The sequence below is a fragment of the Streptomyces rugosispiralis genome, from assembly GCF_024505145.1.
Lineage (GTDB): Bacteria > Actinomycetota > Actinomycetes > Streptomycetales > Streptomycetaceae > Streptomyces > Streptomyces rugosispiralis.
Genome location: NZ_JANIAA010000018.1, coordinates 131,424 through 145,326, shown reverse-complemented (window position 1 = coordinate 145,326; position 13,903 = coordinate 131,424). Strand labels below are relative to the sequence as shown.

Genomic DNA, 13,903 nt, shown 5'->3' with positions numbered 1-13,903 from the left:
GAAGAGAGGTGCCGCCCATGCGTGTGAGCGTGCTCGGACCGCTGACACTCGGCCTCGGCACCCGGTCCGGAGTGCCCAGCGCGATGAAGCCGCGCAAGGTGCTGTCCCTGCTGCTGCTCAACGCGGGCCGGATGGTGCCGGTGCAGTCGCTGATGGCCGAGCTGTGGGGCGATCAGCCGCCGCGCACCGGGCTGACCACGCTCCAGACGTACATCCTGCATCTGCGCAAGCTGCTCGCCGAGGGGCTGGGGATGTCGTCGGCCGCCGTCACCCGGGATGTGCTGCAGACCCGGCCCGGGGGGTACGCCATGGTGGTGAACCCGGGCGAGCTCGACGTCCATGAGTACCGCGACCTCGTCGCCGAGGGCGAAGGCGCGCTGGAGGCCGGCGACGAGCGGACGGCGGACACCTCCTTCCGGCGGGCGCTGGCCCTCTGGCAGGGCCCGGCCCTGGTCGACGTCACCCCGCACGGGCGGCCGCTGCAGGCGGAGGTCGCCCGGCTGGAGCAGTCCCGGCTCACGGTCACCGAGCGCGGCATCGAGACCCGGCTGCGGCTCGGCGGCCATCTGGAGGTGCTGAGCGACCTCGCCTCGCTGGTCGTGGAGCACCGCTTCCACGAGGGCCTGCACGGTCAGTACATGCTCGCCCTCCACCGCTCGGGCCAGCGCACCCGCGCCCTGACGGTCTACCAGCGGCTGCGGATGGCGATGACGGAGGAGCTGGGCCTGGAACCCTCGGCGAAGCTTCAGCGGCTCCAGCAGGCGGTGCTGGTGTCCGACCCCCGGCTGGACCACGAGGCGGGGGCGCCGGGGCGGGGTCCGGTGGTGGCGTGAGGGGCGGCCGGTAGGGCCGCGCAGCCCTGTGGAACGAAGCCCCTGCGGAACGAAGCCCCTGCGGAACGAAGCCCCTGCGGAACGAAGCCCCTGCGGAACGAAGCCCCTGCGGAACGCGCGGCCCTCAGACGTCGTAACTCTCAGACGTCGTGACCCTCGGACGTCGTGACTCTCAGACGTCGCGGCCCTCAGACATCGTCGTCCTCCTCGTCGAGCCGGGCCAGCCAGGTTGCCAGCCGCTCCACCGGAACCTCGAAGTCCGGGTTCAGGTCGACGAACGTCCGCAGCTGCTCGGCCAGCCACTCGAAGGTGACCTCCTCACTGCCGCGCCGCTGCTCCAGCTCCTCGATACCGCGATCGGTGAAGTACAAGGGTCGCTCCGGTAGGGGTGATGTGGATCTACCCGCCCAGGATATGCGGCCCTGGGCCCCGGCGGGCGACCCGAGGGCCGACGGGCTTGACGTTCACGCGGGCGTCAATGTTTACGGTCCATCGACATGACCGACATGAAAGCAGCGCACTTTTCCGACAGAGCAGTGATCGTCACCGGTGGAGGCACGGGGATCGGGCGGGCCACCGCGCGGACCTTCGCCGAGCAGGGCGCCCAGGTCCTGGTGGTCGGCCGTACGGCGGCCCGGCTCGCCGAGACGGCCGCCGACGCCCCGGGCATCCGGACGCTGACGGCCGACATCGCGGCCCCCGGCGCCGCCGAGTTGATCGTGAACACCGCGATGGAGGCGTTCGGCCGCATCGATGTGCTGGTCAACAACGCCGCCGTGGTGCGGGAGGCGCCGCTCGGGGACATCCGGCGGGAAGCCGTCGACGAGATGCTGGCCATCAATCTGCTCGCCCCGATGTACCTCACCCAGGCCGCTCTCCCGCAGTTGAGCGAGAGTGCGGGGGTCGTGATCAACGTCAGTACGGCGATCGGTCAGCGCGGCTGGCCGATGTCCGGTACGGAGCTGTACGCCGCGCTGAAGGCCGCGCTGGACACGCTGACGCGCAGCTGGGCCGTCCAACTCGCCCCGCGCGGGGTGCGCGTGGCCGGTGTGGCGCCCGGCCCGATCGCCACCGGGATCTCGCGTCACCAGGGGCTCGACGCCGAGCAGATCGACGCCCTGCGGATGACCCTGATCGAGCATGTGCCGCTGAGGCGGCTCGGCCGACCGGAGGAGGTCGCCTTCTGGATCACCCAGCTCGCCCGGCCCGAGGCGGCCTACACCACGGGTGTCGTACTGCCGGTGGACGGTGGGGCGCTGGTCGGCTAGGGGGTGTCCGACGGCTGTTTCCCCTCCCCGCCCCTTCCCACTACCAGGGGCTCCGCCCCTGGACCCCGGGGATCGACGAGCCGGATGTGCGCGGTTGGTGTGCCGGTGGGGTGGATGATCTCGTACATCCGGGCCGCTCGGCCGGGGTCTGGGGCGGGGCCCCGGTTTCGGGGAGGGGCGGGGAGGGGAGCGGCCCGCCGCAGGCGGCACGGTCCGTTGGACGGGCCTGGGTGCGGGTGGTCGCTCGGGTGGCATGGGTCTGCGGCTCCGCCGCGTGCCGGAGTCTGGGGCGGGGCCCCGGTTTCGGGGAGCGGGTCGGCGCAGGCGGTGTGGTGGGGCGGGCATTCCTGGGCGCCGGTAGTCTCGCGGCCATGCGGATAGGGGAGTTGGCGAAGGCCACCGGTGCCACGACCAGGGCCTTGCGCTTCTACGAGGAGCGGGGGCTGCTGAGCTCCGCACGGGCGGTCAACGGCTACCGGGTGTACGACGAGGGGGCGGTCAAGCGGGTGGCCAACATCCGCTATCTGCTCGACGCCGGGCTCACGCTCGAGGACATCGAGCACTTCGGCGCCTGCCTGGACCGCGACGTGCCGAGCAGCCGGCCCGCCGAGGCCATGCTGGACATCGCGCGTCGCCGCCTGAGCGTGCTGGACGACCGGATCGACACCCTCACGCGGGTGCGCGACGAGCTCGCCGAGCGGCTGGCCGCCGCCTCCGGCGACCGGATCGCGGCCAGTGCGTCTGGCTGAGCGGCCAGGACACCAGCGCGCGGACGGCCCCGCCGGGGCGCTGGGCGATACGCCGGGGCCCCGCCGGGGCGCTGGGCGATACGGCGGAAGGCCCGGCCCCGCGCGACGCGGGACCGGGCCTTCCGTGGCGAACAGGGTGAATCAGATCTCGAAGACCTCGCCCACCAGCGCCCCCTGCTCCGACTGGTGCCGCTTGTTCGACCCCACCGCGGGCGAGGACGAGTGCGGGCGGGAGACCCGGACCAGCCGCTCGGCGGCGGGGACGTCCGCGCCGACCGACAGCTCCAGGTGGTCGATCAGGTTGAGCGCGACGAACGGCCACGCACCCTGGTTCGCCGGTTCCTCCTGCGCCCAGACGAACTTCTCGACGCCCGAGTACTTGGCGATCTCGGCCTGCAGCTCCGCACCCGGCAGCGGGTACAGCCGCTCCAGGCGGATGATCGCCGTGTCGTTCGCACCGCGCTTGTCCCGCTCCGCGGCCAGGTCGTAGTAGACCTTGCCGGAGCAGAAGACCACCTTGCGCACCGCGGCCGGGTCGACCGTCTCGTCGCCGATCACCGGGCGGAACGAGCCGGAGAGGAACTCGTCCGTCTTCGACGCCGCCGCCTTCAGACGCAGCATCGACTTCGGGGTGAAGACGACCAGCGGCTTGTGGTGCGGGTTGTGGACCTGCCAGCGCAGCAGGTGGAAGTAGTTCGACGGCAGCGTCGGCGCGGCGACCGTCATGTTGTTCTGCGCGCACAGCTGGAGGAAACGCTCGATCCGGGCCGAGGAGTGGTCCGGGCCCTGGCCCTCGTAGCCGTGCGGCAGCAGCAGGGTGACACCAGAGGTCTGGCCCCACTTCTGCTCGGCCGAGGAGATGAACTCGTCGACGATGGTCTGCGCGCCGTTGACGAAGTCACCGAACTGCGCCTCCCACATGACCAGCGCGTTCGGGCGGGCCAGCGAGTAGCCGTACTCGAAGCCCATCGCCGCGTACTCGCTGAGCAGCGAGTCGTAGACGTTGTACCGCGCCTGGTCCTCGGTGAGGTAGAGCAGCGGGGTGTAGTCGTCGCCGGTCTCGCGGTCCACCAGCACCGCGTGGCGCTGGCCGAAGGTGCCGCGGCGGGAGTCCTGGCCGGCGAGCCGGACCGGGGTGCCCTCCATCAGCAGCGAGCCGATGGCCAGGGTCTCGCCCATGCCCCAGTCGATCGAGTCGTCCTCGATCATCGCCGCGCGCCGCTGGAGCTGCGGGAACAGCCGCGGGTGGACGGTGATCCGGTCGGGGGTGTTGACCTGGGACTCGGCGATCCGCTTGACGACCTCCTGGGAGACCGCCGTCTGGACCGAGACCGGGAACTCCGCCTGCGGCTCGGGGACCGCGGCCGGGGCCGGGGCCGAGACCGCGTCGCGGACCTCGGTGAAGACCTTCTCCAGCTGGCCCTGGAAGTCCTGCAGCGCCTGCTCGGCCTCTTCCAGGGTGATGTCGCCGCGCCCGATCAGCGACTCGGTGTAGAGCTTGCGCACCGAGCGCTTCTTGTCGATCAGGTCGTACATCAGCGGCTGGGTGAAACCGGGGTTGTCGGTCTCGTTGTGGCCGCGGCGGCGGTAGCAGATCAGGTCGATGACCACGTCCTTGTTGAACGCCTGGCGGAACTCGAAGGCGAGCCGCGCGACACGCACGACGGCCTCCGGGTCGTCGCCGTTGACGTGGAAGATCGGCGCCTCGATCATGCGCGCGACGTCGGTGGCGTACATCGAGGAGCGGGACGCGGCCGGGGCGGCGGTGAAGCCGACCTGGTTGTTGATCACGATGTGCACGGTGCCGCCGGTGCGGTAGCCGCGCAGCTGCGACATGTTCAGCGTCTCGGCCACGACGCCCTGGCCTGCGAAGGCCGCGTCGCCGTGGAGGGCGACGGGCAGCACCGTGAAGTCGGTGCCGGCCTTGCCGATGATGTCCTGCTTGGCGCGGACGACGCCCTCCAGGACCGGGTCCACGGCCTCCAGGTGGGAGGGGTTCGCGGTGAGCGAGACCTTGATCTGCTCGCCGTCCAGACCGGTGAAGGTGCCCTCGGCGCCCAGGTGGTACTTGACGTCGCCGGAGCCGTGCATGGACTTCGGGTCGAGGTTGCCCTCGAACTCGCGGAAGATCTGTGCGTACGACTTGCCGACGATGTTGGCCAGCACGTTCAGCCGGCCGCGGTGGGCCATGCCGACGACGACCTCGTCAAGACGCGACTCGGCGGCCGCGTCCAGCACCGCGTCCAGCAGCGGGATGACGGACTCGCCGCCCTCCAGGGAGAACCGCTTCTGGCCGACGTACTTGGTCTGCAGGAAGGTCTCGAACGCCTCGGCCGCGTTGAGCCGGCGCAGGATGCGCAGCTGCTCCTCGCGCTCCGGCTTGTCGTGGCTGCGCTCGACGCGGTCCTGGATCCACTTGCGCTGCTTGGGGTCCTGGATGTGCATGAACTCGATGCCGGTGGTGCGGCAGTACGAGTCGCGCAGCACGCCCAGGATGTCGCGCAGCTTCATCATGGACTTGCCCGCGAAGCCGCCGACCGCGAACTCGCGCTCCAGGTCCCACAGGGTGAGCCCGTGCTCGACGATGTCCAGGTCGGGGTGCTTGCGCTGGCGGTACTCCAGCGGGTCGGTGTCGGCCATGACATGGCCGCGGACCCGGTAGGAGTGGATCAGGTCGAAGACCCGCGCCGCCTTGGTGACGTCGTCGTCGTGGCTGACGTCGATGTCCTTGAGCCAGCGGACCGGCTCGTACGGGATGCGCAGCGCCTTGAAGATCTCGTCGAAGAAGTCGTTCTCGCCGAGCAGCAGCTGGCTCATGATCCGCAGGAACTCGCCGGAGGCGGCGCCCTGGATCACCCGGTGGTCATAGGTGCTGGTCAGCGTCATGACCTTGGAGATGCCCAGCTTGTTCAGGGTGTCCTGGGAGGTGCCCTGGAACTCGGCCGGGTACTCCATGGCGCCGACGCCGATGATCAGGCCCTGGCCGGGCATCAGCCGCGGCACCGAGTGGACGGTGCCGATGCCGCCGGGGTTGGTGAGGGAGGCCGTGACGCCGGTGAAGTCCTCCATCGTCAGCTTGTTCGCGCGGGCGCGGCGGACGATGTCCTCGTACGCCTGCCAGAACTCGAAGAAGTTGAGCGTCTCGGCCTTCTTGATCGCCGCGACGACGAGCTGACGGTCGCCGTTGGGCTTGACCAGGTCGATGGCGAGGCCGAGGTTGATGTGCTCGGGCTTGACCAGGGTCGGCTTGCCGTCCTTCTCGGTGAACGAGTGGTTCATCGAGGGCATCGCCTTCAGCGCCTGCACCATGGCGTAGCCGATCAGGTGCGTGAAGGACACCTTGCCGCCGCGGGCGCGCTTGAGGTGGTTGTTGATGACGATGCGGTTGTCGAACAGCAGCTTCACCGGGACCGCGCGGACCGAGGTGGCGGTCGGCAGCTCCAGCGACGCGTTCATGTTCTTCGCCACGGCGGCGGACGGGCCGCGCAGTGTGACCAGCTCGGGCCCCGCGGAGGGCGCGGCGGGCTCCTTCTTGGAGACCGTCGGCTCGGCCGGGGTCGGCTTGGCCGCGGGCTTGGCCGGGGCCGCGGGGGCGGCCTTCGCGGCGGGTGCCGGGGGCTGCGCCGCCGCGGGCTTCGCGGCAGCCGGAGCGGCAGGGGCCGCGGCGGCCGGCTTGGCCTCGGCGGGCTTCGCGGCCGGGGCGGCGGGCTTGGCCTCCGCCGGCTTGGCCGCGGTGGGCTGGGCCGGGGCCGCCGGGGCGGCGCTCGCGGCTACTCCCTGTGGTGGCTTGGCCACCGCGGAGCCGGTGTCCTGACCCGGCTTGTAGTCGGCGAAGAAGTCCCACCAGGCTCGGTCGACCGAGTTCGGGTCCTGGAGGTACTGCTGGTAGATCTCGTCGACGAGCCACTCATTGGGGCCGAAGGCAGCGGCAGGGTTACTCCCCTGCCCGTCCTGTTCATCGGTCGAGACGCTCGAGGTGTTGGGGGACTGTGGCGACACGGCGGCAACCGCCCTCTTCCGCTTCCTAAAGGTGGTGGACAGCGGGAATAAAGGCTACGCCTCTTCGACCCTTACGTGCAGGCCGCACTGGTCATCGTCGCGCAAGTCACATTGATTGGCGGGTTTCAGCGCATGACGCACCGGGAAACACACGAGGTTTCGTGCGTTTCCTCTGGCGCGGGGCAGCGCAGACGTGCACCCCTGCCGCTCGTATGTGCGCGACAGGGCCGACTTTACTTCAGCTTTGATCTCAGGGGGTGCCAGGTTTGAGTTCCGGGGCAGGTCCGGGGAGGCTGACCTTGATCCGGCAGCCGCGCGCGGACTCCGCCACCCCTATCCGCCCGCCGTGCAGATCCACCGCCCAGCGCGCGATCGCCAGCCCCAGACCGGTGCCGCCGTCGCTGCCCTGCCCCGGCCCCGGCCGCCGCCGGCCGTCCACCGGGGAGAGCCCGCCCCGGTTGAACCGCTCGAAGACCCGGTGCCAATCCGCCTCCGGGATGCCGGGGCCCTCGTCCAGCACCTCGAGCTCCAGGCTCTCCGGGCCGTCACCGCGCCGGGCGCGGACGGTCACCCGGCCGTGTGCCGGGCTGTGCTTCACCGCGTTGTCGATGAGGTTCGCCATCACCTGGTGCAGCCGCTCGGCGTCGGCGTGGGCGGTCAGCTCGGGCGGCGAGACGTCCAGATTGAGATGGACGTCCTTACGGGTGTGCGCGCCCGAATGGGACTCCGCGCCCTTGGCCATGCCGGCCTCCTTGAGGATTCCGGCCAGATACGGCCAGACCTCGAACCGCCGCGCGTGCAGCGGCACCACCCCGTTGTCGAGGCGGGACAGATCGAGCAGCTGGTCCACCAGGCGGCCCAGGCGCTGGGTCTGCTTCAGCGCGACCCGCATGGTCTCCGGATCGGCGTCCGAGACCCCGTCCACCACGTTCTCCAGCACGGCCCGCAGCGCCGCGATCGGGGTGCGCAGCTCATGCGAGACGTTGGCCACCAGCTCCTTGCGGTGGGTGTCCACGGCCTCCAGGTCGGCCGCCATCCGGTTGAACGCGGACGCCAGGTCGCCGAACTCGTCCCCGCGCTGCGCCGCCCGCACCCGCCGGGTGTAGTCCCCGTTGGCCATCGCCCGGGTGACCTCGGTCATCTCGTCCAGCGGGGCCGTGAGCCCGTTCGCCACGAACTGGGTGATCAGCAGCGAGGCGATGATCGAGAAGATGGTGATGACGCGCAGCTCGGTGTCGGAGTGCATCGCCGCGAAGACGAGCAACGTGGTGATGATCACCGAGCCGACGACCAGCGCCCCCAGCGCCGCCTTGACCGAGCGGTACGGGTCGAAGGGGCGCAGCGCCTCCCAGATCCGGGCCCAGGTGGCGCGGGACCACGCCCGCCGGCCCGTGGGGGCCCCGGGCAGCGGGCAGACCTTCGGGGCCCTGCGCGGCCAGAGCCTGGGAGCCTTGTCCGCCCAGACCCGGGGAGCCCTGCGTGCCCAGCCCCCGCGTGCCCAGCCCCTGGGGGCCTTGCCGGCCCTGACCTTGGGGAGCCTGCGTGCCCAGCGGGCCTTCGTCATGCCGCCGGGGTCTCCAGGGCGTAGCCCACGCCATGCACCGTACGGATCCGCTCCGCGCCGATCTTCCGGCGCAGCGCCTTGATGTGGCTGTCCACGGTGCGGGTGCCCGAGGCGTCCGCCCAGTCCCACACCTCGGCCAGCAGCTGCTCGCGGGAGAGCACCGCGCGCGGGGTGTTGGCCAGACAGACCAGCAGATCGAACTCGGTCGGGGTGAGGTGTACGTCCGAGCCGCGCACCCGCACCCGGCGCTGGGCGTGGTCGATCTCCAGCTCGCCCAGGCGCAGGATCCCGCTGCGCGGGGTGTGCGCGGCCAGCGCCGCCCGCTCCACCCGCCGCAGCAGTACGTGCACCCGCGCGGCCAGTTCGCGCATGGAGAACGGCTTGGTCATGTAGTCGTCGGCGCCGACCCCGAGCCCCACCAGCATGTCGGTCTCGTCGTCGCGCGCGGTCAGCATCAGCACGGGCACCGGCCGCCGGGCCTGCACCCGTCGGCAGACCTCCAGGCCGTCGAAGCCCGGCAGCATCACGTCGAGGACGAGCAGATCGGGCTGCCACGCCTCGGCCGTGTCGACCGCCGCCGGACCGTCTCCCGCCGTCTGGACCTGGAACCCCTCGGCCCGCAGCCGGGCCGCGATGGCGTCCACTATGGTCGGATCGTCCTCGACGACGAGGACCCGGCGCTGTGCGCCAGGGGTGGTCGTGGCGGTCCCGTTGTGACCGTTGTGAGTCTGCTCCATACGCCCGCCCCTGCGTCTTCCGGTGAAACCCGCGGCTCGCGCCTGGTCATCGCTCAGCCGCGTTTGGTAGGCAAGCAAGCGTAAAGCCAGCGTACGCGGCTTTGCTACGCGCCCCGAACCGCGAGATGGACGACGTCGGGAACACCCCGGGCAACGGCCACCTCTTCCGTACGCACCTGTGTGAACCCGGCATTCAGGAGAGATTCCTCGAACGCGGGCGACGGCTGCGCCGACCATACGGCCAGCACCCCGCCCGGTGCGAGACGCGCCGCGCAGGCCGCGAGCCCGGTGGGGGAGTAGAGGCCGTCGTTGTCCTCGGTGACGGTCCAGTCGGGGCCGTTGTCGATGTCCAGGCACAGCGCGTCATAGGTCCGCGGGCCCGTTCGCAGCCACTCGACCAGATCGGCGTGGACGATCTCGGTGCGCGGATCGGCCAGTGCCCCGGCGGTCACGGCCGCCAGGGGGCCCGCGCGGTGCCAGTCGATCACCGCGGCCTCCCGCTCGACCACCGCGATCCGCCCCCACCGGGGCTCCGCCACCGCCTCGACCAGCGAGAACCCGACGCCGAGCCCGCCGATGAGCAGCGCGGGCGAGGGCCGGTCGGCGGGCAGCGCGTCCAGGGCGGCACGGATGAGCAGCCGCTCGGAGCGGCCGTCGGAGGTGTCCATGAGGAAGCACCCATTGGCGATGATCTCGAAGACGGCACCGGCCGACGACCCCTCGCCACCGCCGCGCCGCCGCAGCACCACCTCGCCGTACGGGCCCTCCCGGCGGTCGACGGTCACCGGCCGGTCGTCGTCGGCGGCGGCATGGAGGTCGTACGGCGGCTGGGGCTGCATGGGTGTGGGGTCCTCCCGGGCGGTTCCTGACCCGGCCATCCTCGCGCCGCCTCGGCTCGCTGGTCCAACCGATTCACGGTGGCCCGGGGCCGTGACGTCGTCCATGTCACAGCTGGAGGCGTCGTGACATGACTCACGGCGTCCTGGTTGTTGTTCCGGCCGTGGTGGATAGGCGAGGAGCAGGGGGAGCGGCGACGGGAGTGGGAAAGGGGCGCGGGCGTTGACGACATCGGTAAGAGGGACGGATGCGGACCCCGAGGACGCGCATGCGGATGCCTCCGGCAAGGTTCCCGCGGCGTTGCCGGGGTGCGTGATTCCCGCCGCGTCGGCAGGGCCGGTGGCCCCTGTGGCGTCGGCGGAGCCCGAGACCCTTACGGCGCCGCCAGAGCCGGCGTCCCCTGTGGCGTCGGCGGAGCCCCGGCCGGCCGCCACGGCTCGGCGTCCGGTCGTTCCGGGCGCGCGGGCGAGGGGCGACAGCGACTCGGGCGGATCCCGGGCCGCCACCGCTGGCCCATGCGCCCGCGCGGCCACCGCACCGCGGATGCCGGGCCGCGGCTGGCCCGCGGCCGTCGGGGCCAGTACGCCTCGGCTGCCGGGCGCCGAGCGGCGGCCCGGACGCCGTACGGAGGCGTTGGCGCGCTCGCTGCCCCGAGCGCTCCTCACCGTGCCGTTCACCCTCGGCTACACGCTCGTCCTGATCGGCACCGGGCTCTACGCCCGTCTCGGCGACCCCGGCACCGTGCGCGATCTGCTCGCGGGCTCCAGCACCGATGTGTCCAACCTGTCCCAGCGGCCGCTGCTGACGCTGCTGGTCAGCGCGTTGTGGGTGGTGGACGGGATCACCTCGCCGTATCTGGTCGTCTTCCCCCTGGTGCTCGGCGCGCTGGAGCGGCGGCTCGGCGGGGTGCGCACCGTCGCGGTGTTCCTGCTCGGGCACGTCCTGGCGACGCTGCTCACCGAGGTCCCGGTGGCCGTCTCCGTGGCCGCCGGGCATCTCCCGGACAGCTCGCTGCGCCGCCTCGACTACGGGGTGAGCTATGGGCTGATCGCCTGCGCCGCCGCGCTCGCCGGGCTGCTGCCGCCCAGGCGCCGGTGGGCGCTGCTCGGCGGGATCGGCCTCGCGCTCGCCGCCGGAATCCTCGTCGACTTCGATCCGCTCACCGACTGGGGCCATACCTTCGCCCTGCTGTTCGGCGTCCTCTCCTGGCCGTACGTCCGGCGAAACACCAGGTGGCGCCCGCGGTCACGGCGAAACGACGACGCCTCGCCCGGCTTCGCTCACAGCGAACGAGCCTCCGGGAACACCTGAACCCCCTCCGCGCATTGAGTGGGCATTGACTTATTGAGTCCTTGTGACTCAACTTGCCTGCCGAAGGGGAGATCATGGCTTCGCTGTCCACACCGCTCACCCTGCCCGTACTGCCTCTCGACGATGAGGTGGTGCTCCCCGGCATGGTGGTGCCGCTGGACCTTTCCGATACCGAGGTACGCGCCGCGGTGGAGGCCGCCCAGGCCGCCGCACGCTCCAGTGGGAGCGGAGGCGGCAAGCCGAAGGTGCTGCTGGTACCGCGCGTCGACGGCACCTACGCCGGTATCGGCACGCTCGGCACCATCGAGCAGGTGGGCCGGCTCTCCGATGGCGACCCCGGCGCGCTGATCCGCGGGGTGCGCCGCGTCCGCATCGGGGCCGGGACCACCGGACCCGGGGCGGCCCTGTGGGTGGAGGGGACCACGGTCGAGGAGATCGTGCCCGATCCGCTGCCGGGCGCCGTCACCGAATTGATCAAGGAATACAAGGCGCTGGCCACCAGCTGGCTGCGCAAGCGCGGCGCCTGGCAGGTCGTGGACCGGGTGCAGCAGATCGACGATGTCTCGCAGCTCGCCGACAACTCCGGCTACTCGCCCTTCCTGTCCGTGGCCCAGCGCGTCGAGCTGCTGGAGACCACCGACCCGGTGGCCCGGCTGAAGCTGGCCGTCACCTGGCTGAGCGCCCACATCGCCGAGCAGGACGTGGCCGAGTCGATCGCCAAGGACGTCCAGGAGGGCGTCGACAAGCAGCAGCGCGAGTTCCTGCTGCGGCGCCAGCTCGAGGCCGTCCGTAAGGAGCTGGCCGAGCTGAATGGCGACCCCGAGGACGAGTCCGACGACTACCGCGCCCGCGTGGAGGCCGCCGATCTGCCCGAGAAGGTCCGCGAGGCGGCTCTGAAGGAGGTCGACAAGCTGGAGCGGTCCAGCGACCAGAGCCCCGAGGGCAGCTGGATCCGCACCTGGCTGGACACCGTCCTGGAGCTGCCCTGGAGCGAGCGCACCGAGGACGCGTACGACATCCAGGGCGCCAAGGCCGTGCTGGACGCCGACCACGCGGGCCTGGAGGACGTCAAGGAGCGGATCACCGAGTACCTGGCGGTGCGCAAGCGCCGCGCCGACCGGGGTCTCGGCGTCGTCGGCGGCCGCCGCGGCGGTGCGGTGCTGGCCCTGGTGGGCCCGCCCGGCGTCGGCAAGACCAGCCTGGGCGAGAGCGTCGCCCGCGCGATGGGGCGGAAGTTCGTCCGGGTCGCGCTCGGCGGCGTCCGTGACGAGGCGGAGATCCGCGGCCACCGGCGCACCTACGTGGGCGCGCTGCCCGGCCGGGTCGTCCGGGCCATCAAGGAGGCGGGCTCGATGAACCCCGTCGTCCTCCTGGACGAGATCGACAAGGTGGGCTCCGACTTCCGCGGCGACCCGGCCGCGGCCCTGCTCGAGGTCCTGGACCCGGCGCAGAACCACACCTTCCGGGACCACTACCTGGAGGTCGAACTCGACCTGAGCGACGTGGTCTTCCTCGCCACCGCCAACGTCCTGGAGGCCATCCCGGAGGCGCTCCTGGACCGGATGGAGCTGGTGCGCCTGGACGGCTACACCGAGGACGAGAAGGTCACCATCGCCCGTGACCACCTGCTGCCCCGGCAGCTGGAGCGGGCCGGTCTGGAGCCCGGCGAGGTCACGGTGACCGATGAGGCGCTGCGCAAGCTGGCGGGCGAGTACACCCGCGAGGCGGGCGTACGGACCCTGGAGCGGTCCATCGCCCGGCTGCTGCGCAAGGTGGCGGCCCAGCACGAGCTCGGCGAGCGCGAACTGCCCTTCACCGTCGGTGTGGCGGAGCTGCGCCCGCTGATCGGCCGGCCGCACCACACCCCCGAGTCCGCCCAGGACCCGGCCGAGCGCCGCACCGCCGTCCCCGGCGTGGCGACCGGGCTCGCGGTCACGGGCGCGGGCGGTGACGTGCTGTTCGTGGAGGCGTCGCTGGCCGACCCGGAGACGGGCGGCGCGGGGCTGAACCTCACCGGTCAGCTCGGCGACGTCATGAAGGAGTCCGCCCAGATCGCGCTCTCCTTCCTGCGCTCGCACGGCGCGGAGCTGGAGCTGCCGGTCGGCGACCTGAAGGAGCGCGGCGTCCACCTCCACGTCCCCGCGGGCGCGGTGCCCAAGGACGGCCCGAGCGCGGGCGTCACCATGACCACCGCGCTGGCCTCGCTGCTCTCCGGCCGCCAGGTGCGCCCGGACGTGGCGATGACCGGCGAGGTGTCCCTGACCGGGCGGGTGCTGCCCATCGGCGGCGTCAAGCAGAAGCTGCTGGCGGCGCACCGGGCCGGGGTGACGACCGTGATCATCCCCAAGCGGAACGAGCCCGACCTGGACGACGTCCCCGCCGAGGTCCTGGACAAGCTCGACGTCCACCCGGTCTCCGACGTCCGCCGGGTGCTGGAGCTGGCCCTCGAGCCCGCGCGGGCGGCGACCCCCGAGGTTCCGGTAGCGGCGTGACGGACGCTGCCGGTGGCGCAGTGGCCCGGGGCCCCGTGTCGAACGGGGTTCCGGGCCACGCGTGACCTCTCGGCCGTGCGTATCGTTGGACTAACCGGCCGCAGGCTCTGTGC

Annotated in this window: 10 protein-coding genes; 5 read left to right on the top strand and 5 right to left on the bottom strand. The window is 71.8% G+C overall.

Annotated elements, in window-relative coordinates:
• Window positions 1–17 precede the first annotated feature (17 nt).
• Window positions 18–833, top strand: coding sequence for an AfsR/SARP family transcriptional regulator (locus NP777_RS25375; protein WP_256652498.1), 816 nt, complete (start codon window positions 18–20; stop codon window positions 831–833).
• 188 nt (window positions 834–1,021) lie between these two features.
• Here NP777_RS25375 and NP777_RS25370 read toward each other — a convergent pair whose 3' ends face one another.
• Window positions 1,022–1,204, bottom strand: a complete 183-nt coding sequence (locus tag NP777_RS25370) for a DUF6104 family protein (protein ID WP_256652497.1) — start codon at window positions 1,202–1,204, stop codon at window positions 1,022–1,024.
• Between the two features lie 126 nt (window positions 1,205–1,330).
• Between NP777_RS25370 and NP777_RS25365 the strand changes: the two genes are divergently transcribed.
• Together NP777_RS25365 and NP777_RS25360 are read left to right on the top strand one after the other, a co-directional pair.
• Window positions 1,331–2,101 (top strand): SDR family NAD(P)-dependent oxidoreductase, encoded by a 771-nt coding sequence (locus NP777_RS25365; protein WP_256652496.1) that lies wholly within the window; start codon window positions 1,331–1,333, stop codon window positions 2,099–2,101.
• 371 nt (window positions 2,102–2,472) lie between these two features.
• Complete coding sequence (locus tag NP777_RS25360; RefSeq protein ID WP_256652495.1) at window positions 2,473–2,850, top strand: MerR family transcriptional regulator; 378 nt, start codon at window positions 2,473–2,475, stop codon at window positions 2,848–2,850.
• A gap of 141 nt (window positions 2,851–2,991) precedes the next feature.
• Here the strand turns inward: NP777_RS25360 and NP777_RS25355 are convergent, their stop codons facing one another.
• The 4 genes from NP777_RS25355 to NP777_RS25340 all read right to left on the bottom strand — a co-directional run bounded on the left by NP777_RS25355 (window position 2,992) and on the right by NP777_RS25340 (window position 9,989).
• Window positions 2,992–6,849 (bottom strand): multifunctional oxoglutarate decarboxylase/oxoglutarate dehydrogenase thiamine pyrophosphate-binding subunit/dihydrolipoyllysine-residue succinyltransferase subunit, encoded by a 3,858-nt coding sequence (locus NP777_RS25355; protein ID WP_256652494.1) that lies wholly within the window; start codon window positions 6,847–6,849, stop codon window positions 2,992–2,994.
• Between the two features lie 250 nt (window positions 6,850–7,099).
• Complete coding sequence (locus NP777_RS25350) at window positions 7,100–8,413, bottom strand: sensor histidine kinase (protein ID WP_256652493.1); 1,314 nt, start codon at window positions 8,411–8,413, stop codon at window positions 7,100–7,102.
• Window positions 8,410–9,150 carry a response regulator transcription factor gene (locus tag NP777_RS25345; protein WP_014054863.1) on the bottom strand — a complete coding sequence of 247 codons (741 nt, stop codon included), beginning with the start codon at window positions 9,148–9,150 and terminating at the stop codon, window positions 8,410–8,412. The genes NP777_RS25350 and NP777_RS25345 overlap by 4 nt, the downstream gene beginning before the upstream one ends.
• Window positions 9,151–9,254: 104 nt before the next feature.
• Window positions 9,255–9,989, bottom strand: coding sequence for a spermidine synthase (locus NP777_RS25340; RefSeq protein WP_256652492.1), 735 nt, complete (start codon window positions 9,987–9,989; stop codon window positions 9,255–9,257).
• 541 nt (window positions 9,990–10,530) lie between these two features.
• Here NP777_RS25340 and NP777_RS25335 point away from each other — a divergent pair.
• Both NP777_RS25335 and lon read left to right on the top strand, forming a co-directional pair.
• Window positions 10,531–11,298: a rhomboid-like protein gene (locus NP777_RS25335; RefSeq protein WP_256652491.1), complete on the top strand. Its 768-nt coding sequence runs from the start codon at window positions 10,531–10,533 to the stop codon at window positions 11,296–11,298.
• Between the two features lie 74 nt (window positions 11,299–11,372).
• Window positions 11,373–13,790, top strand: coding sequence for an endopeptidase La (gene lon / locus NP777_RS25330; protein WP_256652490.1), 2,418 nt, complete (start codon window positions 11,373–11,375; stop codon window positions 13,788–13,790).
• Window positions 13,791–13,903 lie beyond the last annotated feature (113 nt).